General features: G+C 61.4%; 24 protein-coding genes. 15 read left to right on the forward strand and 9 right to left on the reverse strand.

Features of this window, described 5'->3' with window-relative positions:
- Positions 1–79 precede the first annotated feature (79 nt).
- Together ribA and EE36_RS05730 are read left to right on the forward strand one after the other, a co-directional pair.
- On the forward strand, positions 80–1168 hold the full coding sequence (gene ribA, locus EE36_RS05725; RefSeq protein ID WP_005850362.1) for a GTP cyclohydrolase II: 1089 nt from the start codon (positions 80–82) through the stop codon (positions 1166–1168).
- Positions 1165–1656 (forward strand): L,D-transpeptidase, encoded by a 492-nt coding sequence (locus EE36_RS05730; protein WP_005850364.1) that lies wholly within the window; start codon positions 1165–1167, stop codon positions 1654–1656. The genes ribA and EE36_RS05730 overlap by 4 nt, the downstream gene beginning before the upstream one ends.
- On the opposite strand, the gene EE36_RS05735 is transcribed toward EE36_RS05730, so the two are convergent.
- Entirely contained in the window at positions 1653–2306 is a 654-nt protein-coding gene (locus EE36_RS05735; protein ID WP_005850366.1) for a YggS family pyridoxal phosphate-dependent enzyme, read from the reverse strand. The two genes, EE36_RS05730 and EE36_RS05735, sit on opposite strands and share 4 nt — an antisense overlap.
- A 103-nt stretch (positions 2307–2409) precedes the next feature.
- Positions 2410–3381 (reverse strand): porin, encoded by a 972-nt coding sequence (locus tag EE36_RS05740; RefSeq protein ID WP_005850368.1) that lies wholly within the window; start codon positions 3379–3381, stop codon positions 2410–2412.
- Positions 3382–3670: 289 nt separating this feature from the next.
- Here EE36_RS05740 and EE36_RS05745 point away from each other — a divergent pair, with 289 nt between their 5' ends.
- The 5 genes from EE36_RS05745 to EE36_RS05765 all read left to right on the forward strand — a co-directional run bounded on the left by EE36_RS05745 (position 3671) and on the right by EE36_RS05765 (position 8888).
- Positions 3671–4168: a DUF3576 domain-containing protein gene (locus EE36_RS05745; RefSeq protein WP_005850370.1), complete on the forward strand. Its 498-nt coding sequence runs from the start codon at positions 3671–3673 to the stop codon at positions 4166–4168.
- 85 nt (positions 4169–4253) lie between these two features.
- The gene (gene leuS / locus EE36_RS05750) at positions 4254–6800 is read left to right on the forward strand and encodes a leucine--tRNA ligase (RefSeq protein WP_005850372.1); all 2547 of its coding nucleotides are present in this window, start codon (positions 4254–4256) and stop codon (positions 6798–6800) included.
- A complete protein-coding gene (gene lptE / locus EE36_RS05755) occupies positions 6787–7272 on the forward strand; it encodes an LPS assembly lipoprotein LptE (RefSeq protein WP_005850375.1) in 486 nt (161 codons plus the stop codon). The genes leuS and lptE overlap by 14 nt, the downstream gene beginning before the upstream one ends.
- Positions 7269–8267 (forward strand): DNA polymerase III subunit delta, encoded by a 999-nt coding sequence (gene holA, locus EE36_RS05760; RefSeq protein WP_005850377.1) that lies wholly within the window; start codon positions 7269–7271, stop codon positions 8265–8267. Before lptE ends, holA begins: the two co-directional genes overlap by 4 nt.
- Before the next feature lie 30 nt (positions 8268–8297).
- Positions 8298–8888: a glutathione S-transferase family protein gene (locus EE36_RS05765; protein ID WP_005850379.1), complete on the forward strand. Its 591-nt coding sequence runs from the start codon at positions 8298–8300 to the stop codon at positions 8886–8888.
- Here EE36_RS05765 and EE36_RS05770 read toward each other — a convergent pair.
- The 3 genes from EE36_RS05770 to EE36_RS05780 all read right to left on the reverse strand — a co-directional run bounded on the left by EE36_RS05770 (position 8885) and on the right by EE36_RS05780 (position 11666).
- The gene (locus tag EE36_RS05770; RefSeq protein WP_005850381.1) at positions 8885–10087 is read right to left on the reverse strand and encodes a TIGR03862 family flavoprotein; all 1203 of its coding nucleotides are present in this window, start codon (positions 10085–10087) and stop codon (positions 8885–8887) included. The genes EE36_RS05765 and EE36_RS05770 overlap by 4 nt on opposite strands.
- Positions 10088–10284: 197 nt before the next feature.
- Positions 10285–10920: an enoyl-CoA hydratase/isomerase family protein gene (locus EE36_RS05775; RefSeq protein ID WP_005850385.1), complete on the reverse strand. Its 636-nt coding sequence runs from the start codon at positions 10918–10920 to the stop codon at positions 10285–10287.
- The gene (locus EE36_RS05780; RefSeq protein WP_005850387.1) at positions 10917–11666 is read right to left on the reverse strand and encodes an SDR family oxidoreductase; all 750 of its coding nucleotides are present in this window, start codon (positions 11664–11666) and stop codon (positions 10917–10919) included. The genes EE36_RS05775 and EE36_RS05780 overlap by 4 nt, the downstream gene beginning before the upstream one ends.
- Positions 11667–11899: 233 nt before the next feature.
- On the opposite strand from EE36_RS05780, the gene EE36_RS05785 reads away from it, so the two are divergent.
- The 6 genes from EE36_RS05785 (at position 11900) to lpxK (ending at position 18162) form a co-directional block, all read left to right on the forward strand.
- Entirely contained in the window at positions 11900–13429 is a 1530-nt protein-coding gene (locus tag EE36_RS05785; RefSeq protein ID WP_005850389.1) for a DUF2125 domain-containing protein, read from the forward strand.
- A gap of 95 nt (positions 13430–13524) precedes the next feature.
- The gene (locus EE36_RS05790) at positions 13525–14871 is read left to right on the forward strand and encodes a TldD/PmbA family protein (RefSeq protein ID WP_005850391.1); all 1347 of its coding nucleotides are present in this window, start codon (positions 13525–13527) and stop codon (positions 14869–14871) included.
- The gene (locus EE36_RS05795) at positions 14858–15652 is read left to right on the forward strand and encodes a 3'(2'),5'-bisphosphate nucleotidase CysQ (RefSeq protein ID WP_005850393.1); all 795 of its coding nucleotides are present in this window, start codon (positions 14858–14860) and stop codon (positions 15650–15652) included. The genes EE36_RS05790 and EE36_RS05795 overlap by 14 nt, the downstream gene beginning before the upstream one ends.
- Positions 15653–15694: 42 nt before the next feature.
- On the forward strand, positions 15695–15937 hold the full coding sequence (locus EE36_RS05800) for a DUF4170 domain-containing protein (RefSeq protein WP_005850395.1): 243 nt from the start codon (positions 15695–15697) through the stop codon (positions 15935–15937).
- Positions 15938–15943: 6 nt separating this feature from the next.
- Complete coding sequence (locus tag EE36_RS05805; protein ID WP_005850397.1) at positions 15944–17173, forward strand: 3-deoxy-D-manno-octulosonic acid transferase; 1230 nt, start codon at positions 15944–15946, stop codon at positions 17171–17173.
- The gene (gene lpxK / locus EE36_RS05810; RefSeq protein WP_005850399.1) at positions 17170–18162 is read left to right on the forward strand and encodes a tetraacyldisaccharide 4'-kinase; all 993 of its coding nucleotides are present in this window, start codon (positions 17170–17172) and stop codon (positions 18160–18162) included. Before EE36_RS05805 ends, lpxK begins: the two co-directional genes overlap by 4 nt.
- 45 nt (positions 18163–18207) lie before the next feature.
- Here lpxK and EE36_RS05815 read toward each other — a convergent pair whose 3' ends face one another.
- The 3 genes from EE36_RS05815 to EE36_RS05825 are packed head-to-tail and all read right to left on the reverse strand — an operon-like array spanning position 18208 to position 20538.
- Positions 18208–19320 carry a CaiB/BaiF CoA-transferase family protein gene (locus tag EE36_RS05815; RefSeq protein WP_005850400.1) on the reverse strand — a complete coding sequence of 371 codons (1113 nt, stop codon included), beginning with the start codon at positions 19318–19320 and terminating at the stop codon, positions 18208–18210.
- Complete coding sequence (locus tag EE36_RS05820; protein ID WP_005850402.1) at positions 19320–20015, reverse strand: DsbA family protein; 696 nt, start codon at positions 20013–20015, stop codon at positions 19320–19322. The genes EE36_RS05815 and EE36_RS05820 overlap by 1 nt, the downstream gene beginning before the upstream one ends.
- Positions 20016–20028: 13 nt before the next feature.
- Positions 20029–20538, reverse strand: coding sequence for a DUF721 domain-containing protein (locus EE36_RS05825; RefSeq protein ID WP_005850403.1), 510 nt, complete (start codon positions 20536–20538; stop codon positions 20029–20031).
- Positions 20539–20622: 84 nt separating this feature from the next.
- Here EE36_RS05825 and EE36_RS05830 point away from each other — a divergent pair, with 84 nt between their 5' ends.
- Both EE36_RS05830 and EE36_RS05835 read left to right on the forward strand, forming a co-directional pair.
- Positions 20623–21687 carry an A/G-specific adenine glycosylase gene (locus tag EE36_RS05830; protein ID WP_005850405.1) on the forward strand — a complete coding sequence of 355 codons (1065 nt, stop codon included), beginning with the start codon at positions 20623–20625 and terminating at the stop codon, positions 21685–21687.
- A gap of 79 nt (positions 21688–21766) precedes the next feature.
- The gene (locus EE36_RS05835) at positions 21767–22918 is read left to right on the forward strand and encodes an alkane 1-monooxygenase (protein ID WP_005850407.1); all 1152 of its coding nucleotides are present in this window, start codon (positions 21767–21769) and stop codon (positions 22916–22918) included.
- 151 nt (positions 22919–23069) lie between these two features.
- Here the strand turns inward: EE36_RS05835 and EE36_RS05840 are convergent, their stop codons facing one another.
- The gene (locus EE36_RS05840; RefSeq protein WP_005850409.1) at positions 23070–24170 is read right to left on the reverse strand and encodes a site-specific DNA-methyltransferase; all 1101 of its coding nucleotides are present in this window, start codon (positions 24168–24170) and stop codon (positions 23070–23072) included.
- Positions 24171–24224 lie beyond the last annotated feature (54 nt).

A 24224-nucleotide genomic window follows, 5' to 3' on the forward strand; every position in this document is an offset into this window, starting at 1 on the left:
CGAAATTGTCGCGCAATGTTTCAATCCGCCGGTTTCTGCAGTAAGAAATGTGACAACATAACATGAAAGATTTCAAATCATGGTTTTTGGGCCCGATATAACCGAGCAACTGGCACGCGCCCGTGCGGACCTGCGTTTGGGCGTTCCCATTGTACTGGCGGGATCGCGGCCGGTTCTGGTTATGGCTGCCGAAACGCTGACACCCGCGCGGTTGACCGGGCTGCTGGCCATGGGTGGCGAACCGGTGTTGGTGATCAGCGCCCGGCGCGCCGAAACCCTGAAAGCGCGCGCCTACGACGGCAGTTTTGCGCGGGTCCTCCTGCCACGGGACGCCACGTTGCGATGGGTGAAATCCATCGCGGATCCGGCGGACGATCTGCGCAGCCCCCTGAAAGGCCCGCTGGCCTGCGCACGTGGGGGCGATGCGACGCCGCACGGCTTGGCGATTGATCTGATCAAGTCAGCGCGCTTGCTGCCCGCTGCTGTGATACTCGACCTTGAGGATGCAGGTCAGTTCGCCCAGCAAAACGGCCTGACGATGATCAACCTGAGCGCGGCACAACCGATCCTTGCCGCGCGCAGCCCCTTGCATCCGGTGGTGAATGCGCGTCTCCCGATGGAGGTGTCAGAGGCCGGACGTCTGCATATTTTCCGCCCCGACGACGGCGGGGAGGAACACTACGCCATCGAAATCGGCCGCCCCGACCGCAGCAAACCCGTGCTCGCGCGGCTGCATTCGGCCTGCTTTACCGGCGATATCATGGGCAGTCTGAAATGCGACTGCGGGCCGCAGTTGCATGCCGCGCTGACGCAGATGGGCAAGGAAGGGCACGGCGTGTTGCTGTATCTCAACCAAGAGGGGCGCGGCATCGGGCTGACCAACAAGATGCGCGCCTATTCCCTTCAAGATCAAGGCTTTGACACGGTCGAGGCGAACCACCGTCTGGGCTTTGAAGACGATGAACGGGATTTCCGATTGGGGTCGGACATCCTGACATCAATGGGGTTTTCGTCGGTGCGCCTGCTGACCAACAACCCCCGCAAGGTCGAGATGATGGAGGCAAGCGGCATCAAAGTCGCAGAGCGCGTCCCTCTCAAGGTCGGCGAGAACAGTCACAACCACGCCTACCTCGCCACAAAAGCCGCCAAATCCGGGCACCTTCTGTGACACCCGACGATCTGGTCCTCACGCCGCGGGGCGTCCGGTTTCAGGGGCAACTTTACCCCTGCACCATCGGCAAAACCGGTATCACCCGCAATAAGCGCGAGGGCGACAAGGCGACGCCCGCGGGCATTCACCGCATTGTCGGTATGCTCTACCGTCCCGACCGTATTCCCGCCCCTGTGCCGTGGGCGATGCCGATCGGCCCGCGTGATCTTTGGTCTGATGACGGGACGCAAGGGGACTACAACAGCCTTGTGCAGGCCCCCTACCCGCACAGCCACGAGGTTCTGCGCCGTGCCGATCCCCTATACGATCTGGTGATCCTGACAGATTGGAACTGGCCCGATGCCGTTGCAGGGCGCGGGTCGGCGATCTTTATCCACCAGCAGCGCCGGCCGGGCTATCCCACCGAAGGCTGCGTCGCCTTTTCACGCGCGCATCTGCACCAGATCGCCGTGCGGCTGACCCGGCACAGCAGGTTGATCGTCTAGCCTGCGGTACGTTCCCCGAAGATGGCGGAGCCGACACGCACATGGGTCGCCCCAAGCGCGATGGCCTTTTCAAAATCGCTGCTCATCCCCATCGACAAATCCCGCAACCCGTTGCGCGCCGCAATTTTGGCCAGCAGCGCGAAATGCAGCGCGGCTTCTTCATCGACCGGCGGGATGCACATCAGCCCGCGCACGGGCAGATCAAGCGACAGACATTCCTTGATAAAATCGTCGGCATCCGCTGGATGAACACCGGCCTTCTGATCTTCTTCGCCGGTGTTAACCTGCACGAACATATCAGGACAGCGCCCCATTTCCTGCGCCAGCCGCGCAAAGGTTTGCGCCAGTTTGGGGCGGTCAAGCGTGTGAATGACGTCAAATAATTCGAACGCGCTACGTGCCTTGTTACTTTGCAGTGGGCCGATCAGATGCAGCTTTACGCCGTCAAACTCCTGCCGGAAAGCGGGCCATTTGCCTTCGGCCTCCTGCACGCGGTTCTCGCCGAAACAGCGGTGACCTTCCGACAGCACCGCCGCAACCCGCGCGTCCGGCTGCACCTTGCTCACGGCGATCAGCTCAACGCTGCCCGGCGTGCGGCCTGCGTCGGTTTCGGCTTTGGCGATGCGGGATGTGATGTCTTGCAAGCTCATGTCAGTCGGCCCCTGTTGTTGAGGGCGCACAGAACAACAGCTTGGCGCAAAAGAAAAGGGGCAGACCAACGGCCTGCCCCTCTTTTAGACTGTATCGTTCAACTTAGAAAGTGAAACGAACACCCATGTCGGCACGGATTGTGTCGTCGCCTTTGCTGATGACACCGCCACGCAGGGAGACGCCGCCGCCCAGATCGTGGTGAGCGCCGATACCGTAGGAAGTTTCAGCGAAGTAGTCAGCGTCTGCAACGTAAACGTCCAGGTTGGTAGCTGCGCCGATGTCGAAGGACGCGGTCAAGGCGTAGTGGTCGCCGTTGACTGTGCCTACACCGGTGTCGTCACCGTTGTCAGCATATGCGAAGGAAACTTTGGCTGGGCCAACGTTACCAACCACGGACAGAGCGTAGTCGGTATCGCCTGCAGCGTTGGAGTCCTGAGCAGCAGCTGCAAATGTGAAGCCGTTGAATGTGTACGCAACGTAGCCTGCAACACGGTCATTTGTGTCGGAAGCAGAGATGTGTACTTTCAGGTCGCCCATGGAGTACAGAGCTTCAACACCGTTGGAACCAGCCGCGCCGTTACCACCGGAGGAGTACGCGTCGCCGCGGAAGTTGTATGCTGTGTACTCATACGACAGACCGGTCAGACCCAGGTCGATTTCGTACATGCCAGGCATGGATTCCAGAGCGCCGTAGATGTTACCAACACCAACTTCGAAGCCACCGGTGCGCGCGAAGAAGCGAACACCGTTGATGCCTGTGCCGGCTGGGCCAGCTGTGGTCAGACCGTCGTCAGCTGTACCGAAGATGCCGTCTGCGCCTTTTGTTACGGAGACGTTTTCGTCAGTGTTGTTCTGCTGGATACGTGCACGTGCACCGAATGTAACGCCCATGTCGGACTCAGCAGTTGCGTCGATCTGCAGACGGAAACGGCTTGTTACGTTGGTTTCATCGGTACCCGCTGCGTTTTCTTGGTAAAGAACACCAAAACGGCCGTAGCCGCCGAATGTAACGTCTGCAGCTGCAACGCCAGCGGTCGCAACCAGAGCTGTTGTAGCGAAGAGAACTTTTTTCATGAGTTATCCCTCGGTTTGAATTCATATGCCCATACCGGGGAATCCGGTAAAGGTATGAGAGGTGTTTTCAGCGTTTGCCCTAGTTTTGGCAAGGATCGCGGAAGCCTTGGCATCATTGGAAAAAACTGTGATGCAGCTATGTCACAGTTCCACAACGCCGCGGAATGCTCGGACGGGCCAAGAACGCAGAGGCACAGGTGCCCTGTACTCTAGTATATACTGACATTGCGCTTGCCCACCGAACCCCGCTTGGATAGACCTGTGCCCAAACAGGCAAAGGACGGTCGAGATGGTGCGCAGTTCGGTATTCAAATCTACACTAGCCCTCGTGGTGGTCTCAGCGCTTGGCGCATGCGGTGGCCTGAACTTCGGCCCGCCCAACGACAACGACCCGAACCTCGGGCTGTCTCCGACGAACCCCAACTATGTCGAGACGAACCCAGACAACACCATTTGGGCAATCTTCAACCGCAAAGACAATGACACCAGCGTGTCGGTCAACAAATACCTGTGGTCCGCGTCGCTCGAAGTTCTCAACTTCCTGCCCGTGCAATCTATCGACCCCTATACCGGCGTGATCGTGACCGGCTATGGCACCCCCCCGGGGGGCAGCCAGTCCTACCGCGCGACGGTCCTGATTGATGATCCCGCGCTTGATGCACGGTCGCTGAACATCGCGCTGCAAACCCGTGGTGGCCGCACGGTCAGCAAAGCAACCTCTCGCGCGGTCGAAGACGCGATCCTGAGCCGTGCGCGTGAAATGCGCATTGCAGACGCCAAATTCTGAGCCCGCACCCGTCTATTCCCCATTATCACGCCGGGCCACGCGCTAGTCGCTCGCCCGGCGTTTTTCGTTGATAAGGTCCGCCAAGATGCCCTCCTACTCTCCCGCCGAAATCGAAGCCCGCTGGCAAGCCGCCTGGGAAAAGAACGATGTGTTCCATGCGGTACGCAACGCCGACAAGCCAAAGTATTACGTGCTCGAGATGTTTCCCTATCCGTCGGGGCGCATCCACATGGGGCACGTGCGGAACTATACGATGGGCGACGTGATCGCGCGCTATAAGATCGCGACGGGGCATAACGTGCTGCATCCGATGGGCTGGGATGCCTTCGGGATGCCCGCTGAAAACGCCGCGATGGCTATTGGCGGCCACCCCAAAGACTGGACCTATGGCAACATCGCCGACATGCGCGACCAGATGAAACCGCTGGGATTGTCGATCGATTGGTCCCGCGAATTCGCTACCTGCGACCCTGAATATTACGGCCAGCAGCAGGCGCTGTTCCTCGATTTCCTGTCGGAAGGGCTGGTCTATCGCAAGAACGCCATCGTGAACTGGGATCCGGTCGATATGACCGTTCTGGCCAACGAACAGGTCGAGGCAGGGCGCGGCTGGCGCTCTGGCGCGCTGGTGGAACGGCGCGAGCTGACGCAATGGTTCTTTAAAATCTCCGACCACTCGGAAGAGCTGCTTGATGCGTTGGACACGCTCGATAACTGGCCCGCGAAGGTCAAGCTGATGCAGGCGAACTGGATCGGCAAATCGCGCGGGCTGCAATTCGCGTTCTCGACCATCGACGCGCCGGAAGGTTTCGACCGGATCGAAGTCTACACCACGCGCCCCGACACCCTGCTTGGCGCAAGCTTTGTCGGCATTTCACCCGATCACCCGCTGGCCAAACTGCTCGAGAAAGACAGCCCCGAAATCGCGGCCTTCTGTGCCGAATGTCGCAAGGGCGGCACAACCGAAGAAGCGATCGAGACTGCCGAAAAGCTGGGGATGGATACCGGCCTGCGTGTGCGCCACCCCTTCGATACCGCGTGGGAACTGCCCATCTATATCGCGAACTTCATCCTGATGGACTACGGCACGGGGGCGATCTTTGGCTGCCCCGCCCATGATGCACGAGACTTTGAATTCGCCACCAAATACGGGCTGCCGATCACGTCGACCTTCTTGCCGTCCGAGGACGCGGACCCAAAGCTCGCTGCGCCCTTCGTGCCGGCGAAATCCGAAAAAGTGTATTACAATGGCGGCTTTGCCGGCGAGAAATGGCAAACCGGCGAAGAGGCGATCATTGCGGCCATCGACGCCTGCGAAGCGCAGGGCGTGGGCCAAGGCGTGACCAAATACCGCCTGCGCGATTGGGGCCTGTCCCGGCAACGCTACTGGGGCTGCCCGATCCCGGTCGTGCATTGCGACACCTGCGGCGTGGTGCCCGAAAAGAAAGAGAACCTGCCGATCGAGCTGCCCTATGATGTCAGCTTTGACACGCCCGGCAACCCGTTGGACCGACACCCCACATGGCGCGACTGCGCCTGCCCGTCTTGCGGTGCGCCCGCGAAACGCGAAACCGATACGATGGACACATTCGTCGATTCCTCTTGGTATTTCGCCCGCTTCACCGCGCCACGCGCTGACACGCCGACCAATATGGCGGACGCGGAATACTGGATGAATGTGGACCAATATATCGGTGGCATCGAACACGCGATCCTGCACCTGCTGTATTCGCGCTTCTTCGCCCGCGCGATGCAGATCACCGGCCACCTGCCTGAAAAAGCGATTGAGCCGTTTAACGCGCTGTTCACGCAAGGCATGGTAACACATGAGATTTACCAAACCCGCGACGCAAATGACCGCCCCGTCTATCACCTGCCCGAAGATGTGACCGACGGCAAACTCGCCGATGGGACAGAGGTTGAAATCATCCCCTCGGCCAAGATGTCGAAGTCGAAGAAAAACGTAGTCGACCCGCTGGGGATCATCGCGAACTACGGGGCGGATACCGCCCGCTGGTTCGTCCTGTCCGATTCGCCCCCCGAACGCGATGTCGAATGGACCGCATCCGGGGCAGAGGCGGCGTATAAGCACCTAAACCGCGTGTGGAACATCAGCAGCCGCATCGCCGAGATGGACGACAGCGCCGCCGGCACCGGCGACGACGATCTGCTGCGCGCGATGCACAAGACCATCCACGATGTCACGATGGGTGTGGAATCCTTTGGCTTCAATGCCGCGATTGCCAAGCTTTATGCCTTTACCGCGACGTTGCAAAAATCCAAGGCGGGCAAAGCCGCACAGCGCGAAGCGATCATGACGCTGGCCCAGTTGATGGCCCCGATGACGCCCCACCTGGCAGAGGAAATCTGGACCGCGCAAGGCGGCGACGGTCTGATCACCACCTCGACCTGGCCGCAAGCAGACGAAGCGATGCTGGTCGACGATACGGTGACCCTGCCAATCCAGATCAACGGGAAACGCCGCGCGGAAATTCAGGTACCTGCGGATATGCCAAAGGAAGAGGTTGAAAAGATCGCGCTGAGCCACGAAGCTGTCATTCGTACCCTTGATGGGGCCACGCCCAAAAAAGTCATCGTTGTGCCCGGACGGATCGTCAATGTCGTTGCTTAACCGCCGTTTTCTTATCGCATTGCCACTGCTGGTCCTGGCGGCCTGCGGGTTTCAACCCGTTTACGGCCCCAGCGGTACTGGCACGGCGCTGCAAAACGCGGTGCAGGTCGACGCGCCGAGTGATGCCTATTCCTACACGCTCGTTCGCGAGATCGAGACGCGGTTGGGCCGCGCCGCAAGTCCGCGTTATGCTTTGGCCCTGACTGTCGACACCTCGGAAGAGGGGTTGGCGATCGACAGCGAAGACAACACCACACGGTATAATCTGGTCGGCAAGGTCGATTTCGCCCTGCGCAACCTCAGCAGTGGTCAGATCGAGGTATCAGGAAATGTCGAAAACTTTACCGGCTATTCCGCGACCGGGTCGACTGTTGCAACGCTCGCGGCAGAACGTGATGCCCAAAAACGCTTGATGGTCATGTTGGCCGACCAGCTGGTCACGCGCCTCTACGCGGCCGATCTGACCCCATGAAGCTGCCCCCGCGCGACGCGAATGCCTATTTCGCCAAGCCCGATCCGACGAAGACCGGGCTGCTGATCTATGGCGGCGATGCGATGCGCGTCGCGTTGAAACGGCAGAGTTTTCTGAAAAACCTGCTGGGCCCCAATGCCGAAGAGGAAATGCGCCTGACCCGTATTCAGGCCGCTGACCTGCGGCGGGATGCGCCCATGTTGCTGGACGCAATCAAGGCGGTAGGTTTCTTCCCGGGGCCGCGCGCGGCTTTTGTGGAAGACGCCAACGACAATATCGCCAAAATCCTGACCGATGCACTGGCCGACTGGCAGCCGGGGGACGCGCAGATCGTCGTGTCGGCGGGGGATCTAAAAAAGACCTCCAAGGTGCTCAAGGCGTTCGAGGCGCATAAGAACGCTTTCGCCACCCCGATCTACGACAATCCGCCTGACCGGGCAGAGATTGAACGCGTGCTTGCCGAAGCAAAGCTCAGCCCCGAGGCAGATGCGATGGGGGCGCTTAGTGAATTGGCGCGGGTGCTTGATCCGGGCGATTTTCGACAAATGGTCGATAAAATAACGCTCTATAAGATCGGCGACGCAGGCCCCCTCACGTCAGAGGATGTGGCCAACTGCGCCCCCACCTCGACAGAGGCAGAGGTCGACGACATTCTCCACGTCGTGGCAGAGGCGCGCGCGGGCGACATCGGCCCCGTGATGGCCAAGCTGCAGGCCCAAGGGGTGAACGCCGTGACGCTGATCATCATGGCGACACGTCATTTTCGCACGCTTTACCGCATCGCGAGCAATCCGGGCGGCCAGATCTGGGGCGTCCGCGACCGCGATCGCGCCATGCGTCAGGCCAAAAACTGGGGCGCGGCCAAACTGGAAACCGCACTGACCGTGCTGACAGACACCGACCTGACGCTTCGATCAGCAGGCCAACACGCGCCAACGATGGCGCTGGTCGAACGCGCCTTTATCCGCCTCGCCATGCTGGGGGCACAACGCTAAATTCAGGTTAATTCTTGGGAGGGAATGTCGATGTATAAGGTAATCGGGGCAACCAAATCGCGGGCGATGCGGGTAATGTGGATGCTTGAGGAATTGGGCCAGCCCTATGACCACGTCCCATGTGGGCCGCGTTCGGACGAGGCCAAGCAATACAACCCGTCCGGCAAAATTCCCGCACTTGTGGACGGCGACGACGTGCTGACCGATTCTGTCGCGATCATGCAGTATCTGGCGGACAAGCACGGCGCGCTGACCGCCCCCCCTGGCACGGCGGCCCGTGCGCATCAGGATGCGTTGACCTTCTGGCTGATCGACGAAATGGATGCGATCCTTTGGGCTGCGGCGAAACACAGCTTTGTTTTCCCGCAGGAACAGCGCGTCCCCGAGATCAAGGATAGCCTGAAAGCCGAATTCGCCCGCTCCGCTGCGATCCTGTCAGACAGGTTGGACGGGCCGTTCCTGATGGGGGAGGAAGTCACCATACCGGATTTGCTGGCGACCCATTGCATCAACTGGTCCATCGGCGCGGGATTTGCGCGGGTGGATGACAAGCTGGGAAATTGGGCCAAGTCCATGCGTGACCGCCCCGCGTTCAAGGCCGCCGCCACCCGCGAAGGTTAATCCCGCTGCGCCCAAGCGGCAGCGTGTTGGCCGGCCCATCGGCCTGTCGCAAGACAGGCCGAGATCAGATACCCGCCCGTCGGGGCCTCCCAATCCAGCATTTCGCCTGCAACGAAAACGCCGGGGCGGGCGTGTAGCATCAACCCGTCATCCAGCGCATCAAGCTTTACCCCGCCTGCGGTTGAAATCGCCTCGTCCAGCGGGCGCAGGCCTGCGTGTTTCACCGGCAGCGCTTTAAGCAACCTCGCCAAGTCAGTCGCGTTCGCCGGCAAGGGGCGCGCCATTTCCTGTAGCAGCGCAATTTTGGCCACATCCAGTTTGAGCGTTTTGCGCAGATAGTTTGCCACGCTCATCTTGCCACGTGGCTTAGCCAGCTTTTCGACCAGCGCCTCGCGGGATTGGTCCGGCAGCAGGTCCAGCATCAGCGGATGCCCTTCACGCAGCCCGCGCGACACGCTATAGATCCCGCCGCCTTCCAATCCGCGGGCGGAAATAACAGCCTCCCCCCGGGATCGGTAGGTGCCTGATTTCAAGCCGATCCCTTTCAGCGCCGAGCCGAAATGCGCCTCCATATGCGGCGACCAGTTCATCGCGATTCCTGCATTGGCAGGCGCAAAAGGCGCGATATCGACGCCGGCGTCGCGCAGCGGCAAGGCCCAAGCGCCGGTGGACCCCAAGCGTGACCAGCTTGCCCCACCCATGGCCAGCACAGTGACATCGGCCGGCAAGCCTTTCATGCCTTCTGGCGTATCGAACACCGGCGCGCCGTCTTCCCATCCGGTCCAACGCCAACGGGTGTTCACCACAACCCCCGCATCGGCCAGCCGCGCCAGCCACGCACGCAGCAGCGGCGACGCCTTCATCACGGTCGGGAAAACCCGCCCGGTAGAGCCGGTAAACAGGGTTTGCCCCAATCCCTTGGCCCATTCCTGCACCGCCGCAGCATCGAAACTGTTAAGAATGGGTTCAAGCGGTTCTTTTGCCGTCGAAAAAGCGTTCAGGAATTTGGCGTGTTCTTCGGCCTTGGTAATATTGAGACCCGATTTACCCGCCATCAACAGCTTGCGCCCGACGGATGGCTTATGATCGCAGACCGTCACAGCCAAGCCTGCCGCGGCCATCATTTCGGCCGCTATCAGCCCTGCAGGCCCCGCGCCGATGACAACCCCGCGGCGGGCGGGCAAATTTTCTGATGTCATGACGTGCTCTTCCATTCGGGTTAAGGATATAGCTGTGAGTTACAGCGGCACCATTAACTTGACCTTAAACCAAATGCACGACGATCGTGCTTATTCCAATAAGAGGGCAGAATATGCGCATCATTTTAATCATCTCGGGCCTTACACTGCTGGCAAGCTGCGGCGTGCCCTTTGTCCCGTTCATCTAACCGCCTGACCTAGGGCATTTCGGCAGGGGTTTCGGGCGGGGCGCACATCGCTTTGATCCCAGTGGCAATTTCGGGCGTGGCGGCAACGGTATCGGCAACGATATCGCGTGCGCTTTGCAAAAGCTCGTCGGCTGGCACAATACGATCGACCAAGCCGAACGTTAGTGCCTCTTCGGCGGTGATCTTCTGCCCGCCCATCAGAATAAGCTTGCTGCGTGCAGGGCCGATCAAGGCTGCCATACGTGCGGGGTCGCTGGGTTGCGGCAAGAACCCCAGCTTCATCACCGGATAGAAAAATTTGGCCCCGGGCACGCAGATCCGCAGATCGCTGGCCAGCGCCATCCCCATAGCGCCCCCCGCCAGCGTCCCGTTCAGCGCGCAGATGCTCAGCCCCGGCAGCGCGGCAATCGCGCCCGACAGCCGCTCCCATATGTCAGAGACAGCGAGCCCCGCGCGCGCCTCGTCCAGATCGGCACCAGCACTGAACACTTTGCCAGTACCCGTCAGGATCACCGCGCGGGCGGCTTGGGCGTCCTCCATGAACTCGGCCAGGGCGACCAGCATCTCGTGGGTGAGAGAATTCGCCTTGTCCGGCCGGTTGATCGTCGCGACCCAGACAGGGCCTTCGCGGTCGAAATCGATCATACCAGACCAATCGCTTTGCGGATGCCCTCGTCGCGCAGCGAGATTTCCTCGCCACAGTATGTGTCGGCCTCGGCGCTGCACATCCACAATAGGGCCCGCGCGGGCCAATCGGCGGGAATGTGATCTTCCCATGCCAGTTCGCTGACGGGGTTGATGCCGCTTGCCTTGATCTCGCGCTGCATCTGGGTTGCGACCGTGCCCGGCGACAGGCCGATGGCGCGGATCCCGTTCGCGGCTTCCTCCAGGTGGATCGACCGGCCCATCATGTTCACCGCCGCTTTGGACGCGCAATAGTGGCTCCAGGCTTCGATGGCGTGATGCGCGGCACCCGAGCTGATGGTCAGGATCGACCCGCCGCCTGCGTCTTTCATCACGGGCAAGACAGCGCGCATGCCGTTGTAGACGCCCTTGAGGTTGATATCGATGACCTGCGACCATTCGTCAGGGTCCGACGCGGAAAGATGCGAGATCGGTTCGATCACACCGGCGTTGTTGATCAGCACATCGACGCCGCCAAAGGCCCCCAGCACCGTTTCCACCGCCGAGGACATCTCACCGAAACGCGCCACGTTGCAGGGGATCGCGATGGCTTGCTTGCCGATTTCGCCCGCCAGATCGGCAATCGCGTCCTGAGACCGCGCCATCAGCACGACATTCGCCCCTGCGTCTGCAAAAACCCGTGCCGCTTCGGCCCCGATCCCGCGGCTGGCACCGGTGATCATCACGGTTTTACCTGTCATATCCATCGTATAATTCCCTTTGTCATCAATAAGCCCCGCATCGGGCCTGCCGTACACGGCGTTTGGTGACATCGTTAGCAACAACATCGGCCAGCGCCAATCAAAAGCGCCCCCGCGGGCGGAACATCGCAGATTGGCGCGGGTCGCTTTGCCTTGTAAGGTGGCGTCGGGCGCTTACCTTTAGCGCAACCGCGCTGTCACCGGATAGCCGCCCGCGATTTGCGACAAAGGAATTTTTCATGATCCGCCCTCTCTTCGGCAGTGCCGCCCTTTCAGTTCTTTTCACCTCGTCCAGCGCTTTGGCGGATGTGACGCCGCAGGATGTGTGGCGTGACTGGCAGGACCACATGCAAAGCATGGGCTATGCGCTGACGGCCACCGAAAAGGTATCCGGGGATACGCTCGCGGTGAGCAATGTCCGCTTTGATCTGACGAGCGAGCCTGATCTGGGCCAGATATCGATGTCGCTTGAACAGCTGAGCCTTGTGCAAAACGACGATGGCACCGTGTCGGTGGTCATGCCCGACGCAATGCCCTTGGTGTTCGAAATCACCCCGACCGACCCGGATGAAGACCGCGTGCGCGCAGCGCTAACCGTGAACCAGACTGGCCAGGACATGCGCGTGAGCGGGACGCCGACCGACCTGAGCAGCGCCTATGCTGCCGGTCTTCTAGGCTTGACGCTGGATCAGATGACAGTGGGCGACGAGACCTTCGGCCCCGACAACGCGGCGCTGAATGTGGTGCTGAACAACGTCGAATACGCCTCTAAATCGGTGCTGGACGATATGCGCGCCTATGCGCAGGACGGGTCCATTGCGTCGATGACTTTTGACATGCGGTTCAAAGATCCCAAAGAGCCCGCCATCGCGACGATCAACGGCACCTCGACGGATATGACGTTCGACGGCGACGGGCGGTTGCCACTGGGTATCGCGCAGGCCAGTGATATGGCCGCCATGCTGCGGGCAGGTATGACCGGCGCGGGCACGTTCACCAGCGGCAACAGCACCATGACGGTCGACATCGAAGATCCCGAGAATGGCAATATGTCTGCCGCTGTCGCCTCTGAAGGGGGGCGTTTGACGGTTGAAACCAGCGCCGACGGCATGAGCTATGCCGGTTCGCGTCAAGGCATGGCGCTGTCAGTGCAGCCGCAGCAGTTTCCTTTCCTTCTGTCCTTCGGCCTCGATAATGCGGCGTTCAACCTGAGCGCGCCGGTGCTCAAGACCGACGATGCGCAGGACGTGGCCCTTGGGCTGAACCTCGAAGGGTTCACCATGTCAGATATGGTCTGGGGCATGATCAACCCGCAAGGCACCCTGCCCCGCGATCCGGCCAACCTGTCGCTGGATGTATCCGGCAAGGCGCGGCTGTTGATGGATTACTTTGACCCCGAGGCCGCGACCAGAATGGCCGAGACCGGACAGGTGCCAGCACAGCTGGATAGCGTGAACCTGAATGCGCTGATCGTGGATGCACTGGGGGCCAAGCTGACCGGCAATGGCGCGGTCACGTTCGAGCATGACGAGAAAGACCCCACGGCGCTCAAGCCGTCGGGCGCTGTTGACCTCAAGCTGGTGGGCGGGAACACCTTGATCGATACGCTGGTGTCCTCGGGCTTGCTGCCTGCGCAGATGGCGATGGGTGCGCGTATGATGATGGGCATGTTCACCGTCCCGGCCGAGGGTGAGGAGGATACGCTGAAATCCAAGCTCGAATTTACCCGCGACGGGCAAATCCTCGCCAATGGGCAGCGGATCAAGTAACCCTTCGCGGCCACGGCCCTCCAGCGACTGGCGTCCCTTGCACAGCTGCGGCAGGGGCGCTAGCAGTCTTTCACCCATTCAAGGAGTATCCCCCCATGTCGCAATCCATTGAGGCGCTGACCAAGTCGTTGCTGCATGCCGCCCGTCAAGCGGGTGCGGATAGTGCTGATGCGATGGCCGTGCGCGGCACGTCGGTGAACGTGGATGTGCGTGGCGGGGTGCTGGAACAGGCCGAACGGGCCGAGGGCGTCGATATCGGGCTGCGGGTTTTTGTCGGGCAACGCTCTGCCAATGTCTCTGCTTCCGACACATCGGACCGTACGATCGAGGAAATGGCGATCCGCGCGGTGGCAATGGCGAAGGAGGCCCCCGAAGATCCCTACATCGGCCTTGCCGATCCCGACCAGTTGGCGACGGATTGGGATGTCGAGGCGCTTGAGCTTTACGACCCCGCGCCCGAGCCTTCGCCCGAAGCGCTGCAGGATGACGCCGCCCGCGCCGAGGCCGCAGGGCTGGCCATCAAAGGTGTCAGTCAGGTGCAGTCCGCGGGTGCGGGCTATGGCGCGCAACAGGTGTTTATGGCGGCCAGCAACGGGTTCGAAGGCGGATACCGCCGTACCGACCGCGGGCTGTCCTGCGTTGCAATCGCCGGCAGCGGCACAGGGATGGAGCGGGACTATGACGGCGACAGCCGCATCTTCCAGACCGACCTGCGCAGCCCTGAAGACATCGGCACCAAAGCCGGTGAGCGCGTTCTTGAACGCATGGGTGCTCGCAAACCGCCCACGGGGGCCTATCCGGTATTGTTTGACGAACGCATTTCCTCGGCGTTGATCGGGCATCTTCTGTCTGCGATCAGCGGCACGGCGATTGCACGCGGTGCCTCGTGGCTGCGCGACGCTATGGGCGAACAGGTGCTGCCAAAGGGCATGTCCCTGATCGAAGACCCGTTTCGCCCCCGCGTCGCAGGTTCGCGCCCGTTCGATGGTGAAGGGCTGCCCACGTCGCGCCGCACCATTGTGGACGACGGGACGTTGCAGGGCTGGACCCTTGATCTGGCAACCGCGCGCAAGCTGGGGCTGACCCCGACCGGAAATGCCGCACGCGGCACCGGATCGAACCCCGGTCCGGCCACATGGAATATCGCGCTGTCCCAGGGCAATGCCACCCGTGCAGACCTGATCCGTGATATGGGCACAGGTCTTTTGGTGACGTCGATGATCGGGTCGACCATCAACCCCAACACCGGCGACTACTCTCGCGGGGCGTCCGGTCTGTGGATCGAAAACGGCGAGATCACCCACGCAATCAACGAATGTACCATCGCGGGCAATCTGCGTGAAATGCTGCAATCGATCGTACCGGCCAATGATGCGCGCGCGCATCTGAGCCGCGTTGTGCCGTCGCTTCTTGTCTCGGGAATGACCCTTGCCGGCGCTTGATGACCTCTCCCTTTTGATCGAGGCCGCACGCCGCTCGGGCGAGATTGCGACCTCTTTCACTGGCAAAACCGCGCAGCGTTGGGACAAGCCCGATGATGCCGGTCCGGTGACCGAGGCTGACCTTGCGGTGAACGCGATGCTGCACCAGACGCTGACGGCGGCACGCCCGGAATATGGCTGGCTGTCCGAGGAAAGCGACGACGGTACACGGCGGCTGGGGCAGCGTGATCTGTTCATCGTCGACCCGATTGACGGCACACGCAGCTTTATCGAAGGGTCCGACACCTGGTCCCATTCCCTTGCTATTGCGCGCGACGGGAGGATCACGGCGGCGGTGGTGTTCCTGCCCATGCTCGACCGGCTCTATGCCGCGGCGGCGGGGGCCGGTGCGACCCTGAACGGGCAAAGCATCTCTGTCTCCGACATCGCCACATTGCCCGAGGCGACCGTGCTGGCCACGAAACCGGTGATGGAAATGCAGCATTGGACCAAGGGCGACCCCGGCTTCAAACGCGCGCACCGTCCGTCGCTGGCCTATCGGCTGGGGCTGGTGGGTCAGGGTCGTTTTGACGGCATGGTCACATTGCGCAAAAGCTGGGAATGGGACATCGCCGCAGGGGCGCTGATTGTCACCGAAGCAGGCGGGCAATGCACCGACCGCACAGGGCAACCCCTGCGGTTCAACAACCCCGATCCACGCCTGAACGGTGTCGTCGCGGGGGGCGATGCCGTCCATGCGGCGCTGCTAAGCGGCCTTGCCCAGACCCAAGCCACCCCTTAGATTGCCCCCAAGGCCATCTGTTTGAAAACAAAGGACCGCGATATGACCCAACGCTTGCACCTCGTCTTTGGGGGCGAACTGATTTCGCCCACCGGTACCGCGTTCAAAAACGTCGATGACATCCATGTCGTCGGGATTTTTCCGAACTACGCCAGCGCCTATGACGCCTGGAAAAACGAGGCACAGCGCACGGTGGATAATGCGCATATGCGGTATTTCATCGCGCATCTGCACCGTCTGCGCGACGAAGAGGCTGCGGCTTCCTCTACCGAAGAGCTGGGGTAAACTCTTATGGCGCGGTCGCTTGGGCTGTCGGCCTATCGCGCCTTTACCGGTCGCGGGGGCGTGCCGCCATTCACCCCCGTGGCCAAGCGCCCCACCGGAGAGCTGGTCTGGTGCCACGCCCCCGAACCCGGCAGCTTGTTCGCGATACAGGATCTGGCCATTCGTCTGTGCCGGAGCCGTCCGGGGCTGAGTGTTCTGATCACCGTTCCCCAAGCCTTGGTGCCGGTGGACCTGCCGCCGTGTAGCGAAGCCGACGTGCTGATCAATACTCTGCCCGAGGACCACCCCACGCTTGCCAAGACGTTTATCGATTACTGGCAGCCCGACGCCTGTGTCTGGGCATGGGGGCGTCTGCACCCGAATATGATTGCAGAGATGACCACACAGGCCTGCCCGATGTTCCTGATCGATGCCGACAGCGACGGCTTTGACGGGAGGCGCGACCGGTGGCTGCGCGATCTGACCCGCGATCTGCTGATGCATTTCTCGGCGATCATGACGCGGTCGGAGGCAGGGATGCAGCGGCTTGTCCGGCTTGGGCTCGCCCGCAAGGACATAGAGCTGACCCCCGCCCTTCAGGCCGGTGGCCGCGTGTTGCCTTGTATGGATTCCGATCTGGCCGATCTGTCGGCTGCGGTCGTGGGCCGCCCGATCTGGTTCGCCAATCAGGTGCTCGAGGGTGAGCTGAACACCGTGCTCACCGCGCACCGCCAAGGGCTCCGTCTGTCACACCGGCTGTTGCTGATCCTCGCGCCCGCCGACCCCAAGCAGGCCGATGTTTTCGCGCAGCGGATGGAGGATCAGAACTTTCGCGTGCTGCGATGGGGCGACGCGGGCTATCCCGACGCCTCGACCCAGGTGATGATCGCCGACGATCCGGCAGAGATCGGCTTGTTCTACCGGCTGGCCCCTGTGTCCTTTCTGGGCAACTCCCTGATCAACGGCAGCGGTGGCTGTGATCCGTTCGAGGCCGCGGCCCTGGGATCGGCTGTGCTGTACGGGCCGAAAGTCCGGCGGTATCTGCCGCTTTATACCCGGCTGGCTGCCGAAGGAGCCGCGCGGATCGTGAATGATGCCACAGCGCTTGGTACCGCCGTGAACCGGCTGATCGCGCCAGATCAGGCAGCGACGATGGCGCAGGCGGGGTGGGATGTGATCAGCCGCGGTGCAGCCGTCACCGACAAGGTGATCGACCTTGTACAAGAAACGCTTGACCAGCGAGAGACCACATCATGAAACGCGCCCCCGCCTTTTGGCACCGTCCCACGCCCGATTGGCGCGCGCGCCTGTTGCAACCTCTGGGCGCGCTTTATGCGCGTGCCACTGCCCGCAGGCTGGCGGCGGGCACGCCGCTGCGTCTGGATATTCCGGTGGTCTGCGTCGGCAACATCAACGCCGGGGGCACGGGCAAGACGCCAACGGTCATGGCTGTCGTCGAACACCTGCGCGACAGGTATCACACGCCCCATGTGGTGTCGCGCGGTTACGGCGGCACACTGAAGGGGCCGGTGCAGGTTGATCCGTCGCGCCACACCGCCGCGCAGGTGGGGGATGAACCGCTGCTGCTGGCCGCCTTTGCCGATGTATGGGTTGCGCAGGATCGCGCAGCGGGGGCGCAGGCCGCGGCGGAAGCGGGGGCCTCGGTGATTGTGATGGACGACGGCTTCCAGAACCCCGCGCTGCATCAGGACCTATCGATTGTGGTGGTGGATGCGGCCAAGGGATTTGGCAACGGGCTGTGCCTGCCTGCGGGCCCCTTGCGTGAACCCGTTGCTACGGGTCTGGCGCGGGCGGATATCGTGCTGTCCATCGGTGGCGCTGCAGATCAGGCGCAGTTTGACGCGACCAACCTGCCCGACGGGCTGCCGCATGTGCGCGCCGAACTCGCCCCCCTGCAAACGGGGATGGATTGGTCCGACACCCGCGCGCTGGCATTTGCAGGGATCGGGCACCCCGAGAAGTTTTTTGCCACCCTGCGCGATCTGGGGGCAGAGATTGTCCACGCCGAAGCGCTGGAGGATCACCAGCCGCTGAACCCTGCGCTGATGGGACGGCTAGAGGCGGATGCCGCCCTGCGCGGCGCACAGCTGGTCACAACAGAAAAAGACGCGGTGCGTCTGCCCGCGTCTTTCAGAATGAAGGTGATAACCCTGCCCGTGCGACTGAAGTTCGATCCTGAAAACGCGCTATTTGCCGCGCTGGATCAACTGCCGAAACCGGCATAACCGCCAGAGCTTCCAGCGAAGCCCGGGCGGCATGTCGGGGCGAACCTAGTCGTCCTGCCCCAGCTTTGGCGCGGCGCGATGCAAAGCCAGTTCAGCGCCCGAGAATTTGAACGGCGACCGGATGCCCGGCACCCCGTCCAGTTCGACCTTCATGCCGCGCGCGATGACTTGGGGGTCTTCGAACATATCGGCCATGTCGTTGATCGGACCGGCTGGCACGCCCTCTGCCTCGCAGGCGGCGAGCAGATCGTCGCGGGTGCGTTGGCTGGTAGCCCCGTTCAGACGGCGGATCATCTCGGGCCGGTTGGCGACGCGGTCGGCGTTCTTGGCATAGTCTGCCGAGGTTGCCATATCATCCAGCCCCAGCATCCGGCACAGCCGCTGGAACTGCCCATCATTGCCCGTGGCGATGATCAGATGCCCGTCAGAGGATGTGAACACCTCGTAGGGGGTCAGGTTCGGGTGTGCATTGCCCATCCGCGTCGGCGCATTGCCCGTGGTCAGATAGTTCATCGCCTGATTGCCCGTCACCGCAACAGCGCAATCCAGCAATGCCATATCAATATGCTGGCCCACGCCGGTCTGGCTGCGCTGGTGTACCGCTGCCAGAATGGCCGTGGTGGCATAGACGCCGGTAAAGATATCGGTGATCGCCATGCCGTGTTTCTGCGGCTGACGGTCGGGTTCACCCGTGATCGACATTAGGCCGGACATGCCTTGGATGATGAAATCATAGCCCGCGCGATGCGCATAGGGGCCGTCTTGCCCGAAACCGGTGATCGAACAATAGATCAGCTTGGGGAACTGCTTGGACAGGCTGGCGTAATCCATCCCGTATTTGGCAAGCCCGCCGGTTTTGAAATTCTCGATCAAGATGTCGGCATCGGCCAAAAGCTCTTTCATCTTGGCCTGACCTTCATCGGTGGTCAGATCGACAACAACCGAGGCTTTGCCCCGGTTGGCCGAGTGGAAATACGACGCGGATTTATCTTCCCCGCGCTCGATGAACGGAGGCCCCCACTGGCGGGTGTCGTCGCCCGCCGGGCTTTCGACCTTGATCACCTCGCAGCCGAGATCCGAAAGCGTCTGACCGGCCCAAGGGCCCGCCAGAATCCGTGCCAGCTCAATAACCTTGAGCCCTGCCAGCGGGGCCGCCATTATTCTTCCAGCGCTGCGTCGATGATCTCTTTCATCTCGGCATAGGGCATGTTGGAGTATTTCTTGCCGTTGATGATGAAGCTTGGCGTGCTGTTGATGTCATCCGCCTTCTGGTTTTCTTCCCACCATGCGACCAGCGACTGTGCTTTTTCACCGTCTTGCAGACAGGCGTCCAGTTCAGCGTTGTCGAGCCCGGCCAGACGGCCGATTTTGCGCAGCTCTTCGACGATCGCGGCAGGCTCTCCGGCGCGGACCCATTCGGACTGACCGGCATAGATCATGTCGGTAATGCCAAAGAATTTATCCTCGCCACCGCAGCGCGACACCATCGACGCCCAAAGGCCGTAGCGGTCAAAATAGACCTCGCGGTAGGTGAAGCCGATTTTGTCGTTGTCGATGTAATCCGCCTTGAGCTGCTGGAACGGGCCTTGGTCAAAGGCGGCGCAGTGCGGGCAGGTGTAGGATGCGTATTCGATGATCTGGACCGCTGAATCGGGGTTGCCCAATGTCATGTCCTGAATTTCGGTGGTTGCAGCAGGCGCATCTGCCTCTGCCGTGTGGGCTGACTGCGCGTTGGCCGCGCTGACCAGCGGGTTGATCGGTGTGCTGTTCACGGCATTTGTACCGCTGAAAGCGTACCAGCCACCTGCGGCAGCTACGGCAACAGCCGCAAGGATGGGGAATGTCGGTTTCATGTGATTTCCTTTTTCAGCGTTTGGTCTTGTTCAATATGTTCTCGCCCAGACGTGCAAGTGCATCGCGCAGGGCCTCGTTCGCGACAGGGCTGACGGTTTCGGCAGCACGCTGTTGCAAGACGGGGTCGTTCGGCGGTTCGGGATGGGTCTTGGGTTGCGGCGCAAAAGCGACCTGGCCTTCGGCAAAGCCGGTGGCAGCCGTCTGGGTCACCCGCACCCGCGCAATCGCGTTGAACCCGTAGATGGCGTTCACCTTGGCGCGCAGCTGTTCCTTCTGCATCTCCAGCATGGGCGCATTTGCCCCTGTCGTCAGCAAGGTCAGCGTTGCCCCCATACCGCCCCGGCCATAGCTGACCTCAACAGGACGCGAGATGGCCGCGACGTCCTGACCGACGATTTCGGCCCATTGGGTCAACAGACGGGATTGGGCAAAGCCGCGAGTCTCGCTCGCCTGACGGATCTTGGCCGAAAGCAGGCTATCCGTCCTTTTGAACCCTTTTGTACTGGTACGCCGTGGCGCCATGACTATCTTTCCCGAATGACTAGCCACAACATAGCGATCCCGCCTCGTATCACCAGCCATACCCAACCGAAAAGGTTATAAACATTGCGTGACACCGACCCCTCCGGCGACCTCCCGCTGATCCTTCTGGAATGGTACGATGTCCATGCGCGCGCGATGCCTTGGCGCGTGCCGCCAGCGGCGCGGGCGGCGGGCGTGCGCCCCGATCCCTACCGCACCTGGCTAAGCGAGGTGATGCTGCAACAAACCACCGTCGCAACCGTGCGCGACTATTTCCAGCGGTTCACCGCGCGTTGGCCGACGGTCGCTGATCTGGCAGCTGCTGCGGATGCGGATGTGATGGGAGAATGGGCCGGACTGGGCTATTACGCCCGTGCCCGCAATCTGCTGAAATGCGCCCGCGCTGTGGTGGCCGATCATGACGGCCACTTCCCCGCCGACCACGCGGCCTTGCTGAAGCTGCCGGGGATTGGCCCTTATACCGCTGCGGCCGTATCCTCTATCGCGTTTGATCTGCCCTTCACGGTGCTGGATGGCAATGTCGAACGGGTGATGGCCCGGCTTTATGACATCCACACCCCCCTGCCTGCCGCCAAGCCCGACCTCATGGCACGTGCTCAGGCGCTGACCCCAACCACCCGTCCCGGAGATTACGCCCAAGCGGTGATGGATCTGGGGGCCACGATCTGCACCCCCAAATCCCCCGCCTGCGGCATTTGTCCGTGGCGCGATCCCTGCCTTGCCCGCCGCAATGGCACGGCGGCCGAGCTGCCCAAAAAGACCCCGAAGAAGCCGAAGCCGATCCGGCATGGCACGGTCTATCTGGGGCAGCGCGCGGATGGTGCCTGGCTGCTTGAGACACGCCCCGACAAAGGGCTGCTCGGCGGTATGCTCGGTTGGCCCGGCACAGACTGGATCGAGGCAGACGGCCCGCGCCCCGCAGGCACACCGCCTGCCCCCGCCGACTGGCAGCCCCTTGCGGGGGAGGTGCGGCACACGTTCACGCATTTTCACCTGATGCTGACCGTCATGCACGCGCCCTTACCGGAGGACACGGCGCCAGCACGCGGACACTTTGTCGTGCGGGATGATTTCCGCCCGTCGGACCTGCCCACGGTGATGCGCAAAGCCTATGACTTGCTACGTTAGCGGCGGCGCGGCATAGTTTATCGCAGCCAAAGCTGTGCCCGATCCCTTTGGGCCAGATAACCCGAAAAGGCCGTGCAGCATGACCTCACCCACCACAAACATAAGCACCGACCAGCTGTCGCAGTTCCGGCGTGCGCTGCCTTTTGCCCTGTCCTTTGCGCTGATCCCGCTGGTCTGGATATCCGCCACCGTCGGCGGCTGGACCGTGATCTTGATGCCGCTGGTCACATGGTATCTGTTTTCGATCATCGACGCGATCGCGGGGCTGAACCTTGATAACGCCGATCCGGACGCATCAGACCACGACCTGTTCTGGTATCGCATGATCACGACCGCGTGGATGCCGGTGCAGTGTCTCACGCTGTTCGGGTTGCTATGGTACGTGCCACAGGCCGCCCATCTGTCCGGCTGGGAGAAAGCCGCCGTCTTCTTCGGCGTCGGCGTCATGACGGGCACCATCGGGATCAACTACGGCCACGAACTAATGCACCAACGCAATAGACGCGAACGCTTCTGGGCCGATGCGCTGCTGGCGATGGTGCTGTATTCGCACTTCCGGTCTGAACATCTGCTGGTGCACCACCGCTATGTCGCCACCCCGCGCGATCCGGTGACCGCACGCTATAACGAAGGGTTCCACCGCTTTTACCCGCGCGTGCTGCGGCAGTCGCTGGTGTCCAGCTTTCAGGCCGAAAAAGCGATGCTGGCACGCAAGGGCAAATCCTGGTCCGACCCGAGCAACCCGTTTTTCAAATATGGGGCGCTGCAAGCAGGCTGCCTGATCCTCGCCGTGGTCCTTGGCGGCTGGGTCGGGCTGGGCCTGTTCCTGCTGCAAGCGGGCGTGGCGATCTGGCAGCTCGAGCTGGTGAATTACATCGAACACTACGGTCTGACGCGCAAACATGTGGGTGACGGCAAATACGAACACGTCCAGCCGCGTCATTCGTGGAACGCGGCGCATATGGCGTCAAACTGGCTGCTGATCAATCTGCAACGCCATTCCGACCACCACTTTAAACCCGACCGGCGGTTTCCCGTGCTGCAAACCTATGGCGACGCAGAAGCGCCGCAGCTGCCCTATGGTTACCCCGTCATGACAATGGCCGCGATGATGCCCTGGGTCTGGCGGCGTGTGATGAACCCGCGGGTGCGGGAATGGCGCCGGACCTACTACCCCGAGATCACGGACTGGGCCGAGTATAACGCGGGCAAGACCCCCTATCCCCGCTGAACATCGCTGAACCTTCCTGACCGCCTGAAACGAAAAAGACCCCGCCAATGAAAGGCGGGGCCAAGGTGAGTGTCCTTATGGGCACGCCTTCTCATGAGGCGGCAAGGACACCGGCGGTGTTCGTAAATAGGGTGTGAAAGTGGGGAGAGGCCTAGTTGGCCATCTCTGCCCGGATCTGCTGGCGCAAGATATCGATCGGCACGCGTTTGCCGTCTTTCTTGTAGCACCAATATGTCCAACCATTGCAGCTTGGCGCTTTCTCATAAGCCGCACCGACTTGGTGGATCGATCCTTTGACCTCGTTCCCGACAAGCGTGCCATCGGCACGAACCTTGGCGGAATACCGGCCGTTCAGGGAATAAAGCTCTTCGCCCGGGCGCAGCATGCCACGTTCAACCAGCTGGCCAAACGGCACGCGCGGCTCGGCGCGTTTCGAGGTGGTGGTCTGCAACGCTTCCTTATCGAACTTGCGTACGGATTTGATCCGCTTTTCGGCAACCTTGCGATACGCTTCTTCCCGTTCGATCCCAATAAAGTCGCGGCCCAGCATCTTGGCAACTGCACCTGTGGTGCCTGTGCCAAAGAACGGATCAAGCACGACATCACCGGGGTTGGTCGACCCCACAAGGATACGGTGCAACAGGCTTTCGGGCTTTTGCGTCGGATGCGCTTTATCGCCCATCTCGTCCTTCAGACGTTCGTGGCCGGTGCAGATCGGCAGCACCCAATCACTGCGCATCTGGATACCTTCGTTCAGCGCTTTCAACGCTTCGTAGTTGAAGGTGTATTTGGAATTCTCGTCCTTGCCGGCCCAGATCATGGTTTCATGCGCATTGGTAAAGCGCTTGCCGCGAAAGTTCGGCATCGGGTTCGACTTGCGCCACACCACGTCGTTCAAGATCCAGAAACCCGCATCCTGCAATGCGGCACCGACGCGGAAAATATTGTGATAGCTGCCAATGACCCAGATCGCGCCATTGGGTTTCAGCAGACGTCGCGCGGCTTTCAGCCATTCGCGGGTAAACTTGTCATAGACGGCAAAGCTGGAAAACTGGTCCCACGCATCATCGACCGCATCCACCTTTGAATTGTCGGGACGATGCAAGTCGCCACGCAACTGCAGGTTATAGGGGGGATCTGCAAAGATAAGGTCCACCGACTCTGCCGGAAGCGCATTCATCGCTTCGATACAGTCGCCAGAAATGATCGTGTTTAAAGGGAGTGCTGCCGCACCCTTGGTCATCGTCTTCATAATAGCTGCCTCTTGCCCGGCACATTGTGTGCTCTTGGTTATCCACAAGATGCC

This window comes from Sulfitobacter sp. EE-36 (genome assembly GCF_000152605.1).
GTDB classification, from domain to species: domain Bacteria; phylum Pseudomonadota; class Alphaproteobacteria; order Rhodobacterales; family Rhodobacteraceae; genus Sulfitobacter; species Sulfitobacter pontiacus.

Excerpts from the sequence above, each read along its gene's own strand:
- leuS (WP_005850372.1), top strand. The coding sequence starts at position 4,254 with ATGCCCTCCTACTCTCCCGCCGAAATCGAAGCCCGCTGGCAAGCCGCC.
- EE36_RS05805 (WP_005850397.1), top strand. The coding sequence starts at position 15,944 with ATGGCGCGGTCGCTTGGGCTGTCGGCCTATCGCGCCTTTACCGGTCGC.
- lpxK (WP_005850399.1), top strand. The coding sequence starts at position 17,170 with ATGAAACGCGCCCCCGCCTTTTGGCACCGTCCCACGCCCGATTGGCGC.
- EE36_RS05815 (WP_005850400.1), bottom strand. The coding sequence starts at position 19,320 with ATGGCGGCCCCGCTGGCAGGGCTCAAGGTTATTGAGCTGGCACGGATT.
- EE36_RS05765 (WP_005850379.1), top strand. The coding sequence starts at position 8,298 with ATGTATAAGGTAATCGGGGCAACCAAATCGCGGGCGATGCGGGTAATG.
- EE36_RS05770 (WP_005850381.1), bottom strand. The coding sequence starts at position 10,087 with ATGACATCAGAAAATTTGCCCGCCCGCCGCGGGGTTGTCATCGGCGCG.
- EE36_RS05840 (WP_005850409.1), bottom strand. The coding sequence starts at position 24,170 with ATGAAGACGATGACCAAGGGTGCGGCAGCACTCCCTTTAAACACGATC.
- EE36_RS05735 (WP_005850366.1), bottom strand. The coding sequence starts at position 2,306 with ATGAGCTTGCAAGACATCACATCCCGCATCGCCAAAGCCGAAACCGAC.
- EE36_RS05790 (WP_005850391.1), top strand. The coding sequence starts at position 13,525 with ATGTCGCAATCCATTGAGGCGCTGACCAAGTCGTTGCTGCATGCCGCC.
- EE36_RS05800 (WP_005850395.1), top strand. The coding sequence starts at position 15,695 with ATGACCCAACGCTTGCACCTCGTCTTTGGGGGCGAACTGATTTCGCCC.
- holA (WP_005850377.1), top strand. The coding sequence starts at position 7,269 with ATGAAGCTGCCCCCGCGCGACGCGAATGCCTATTTCGCCAAGCCCGAT.
- EE36_RS05780 (WP_005850387.1), bottom strand. The coding sequence starts at position 11,666 with ATGGATATGACAGGTAAAACCGTGATGATCACCGGTGCCAGCCGCGGG.
- EE36_RS05740 (WP_005850368.1), bottom strand. The coding sequence starts at position 3,381 with ATGAAAAAAGTTCTCTTCGCTACAACAGCTCTGGTTGCGACCGCTGGC.
- EE36_RS05745 (WP_005850370.1), top strand. The coding sequence starts at position 3,671 with ATGGTGCGCAGTTCGGTATTCAAATCTACACTAGCCCTCGTGGTGGTC.
- ribA (WP_005850362.1), top strand. The coding sequence starts at position 80 with ATGGTTTTTGGGCCCGATATAACCGAGCAACTGGCACGCGCCCGTGCG.
- lptE (WP_005850375.1), top strand. The coding sequence starts at position 6,787 with ATGTCGTTGCTTAACCGCCGTTTTCTTATCGCATTGCCACTGCTGGTC.
- EE36_RS05775 (WP_005850385.1), bottom strand. The coding sequence starts at position 10,920 with ATGATCGATTTCGACCGCGAAGGCCCTGTCTGGGTCGCGACGATCAAC.
- EE36_RS05785 (WP_005850389.1), top strand. The coding sequence starts at position 11,900 with ATGATCCGCCCTCTCTTCGGCAGTGCCGCCCTTTCAGTTCTTTTCACC.
- EE36_RS05835 (WP_005850407.1), top strand. The coding sequence starts at position 21,767 with ATGACCTCACCCACCACAAACATAAGCACCGACCAGCTGTCGCAGTTC.
- EE36_RS05825 (WP_005850403.1), bottom strand. The coding sequence starts at position 20,538 with ATGGCGCCACGGCGTACCAGTACAAAAGGGTTCAAAAGGACGGATAGC.
- EE36_RS05820 (WP_005850402.1), bottom strand. The coding sequence starts at position 20,015 with ATGAAACCGACATTCCCCATCCTTGCGGCTGTTGCCGTAGCTGCCGCA.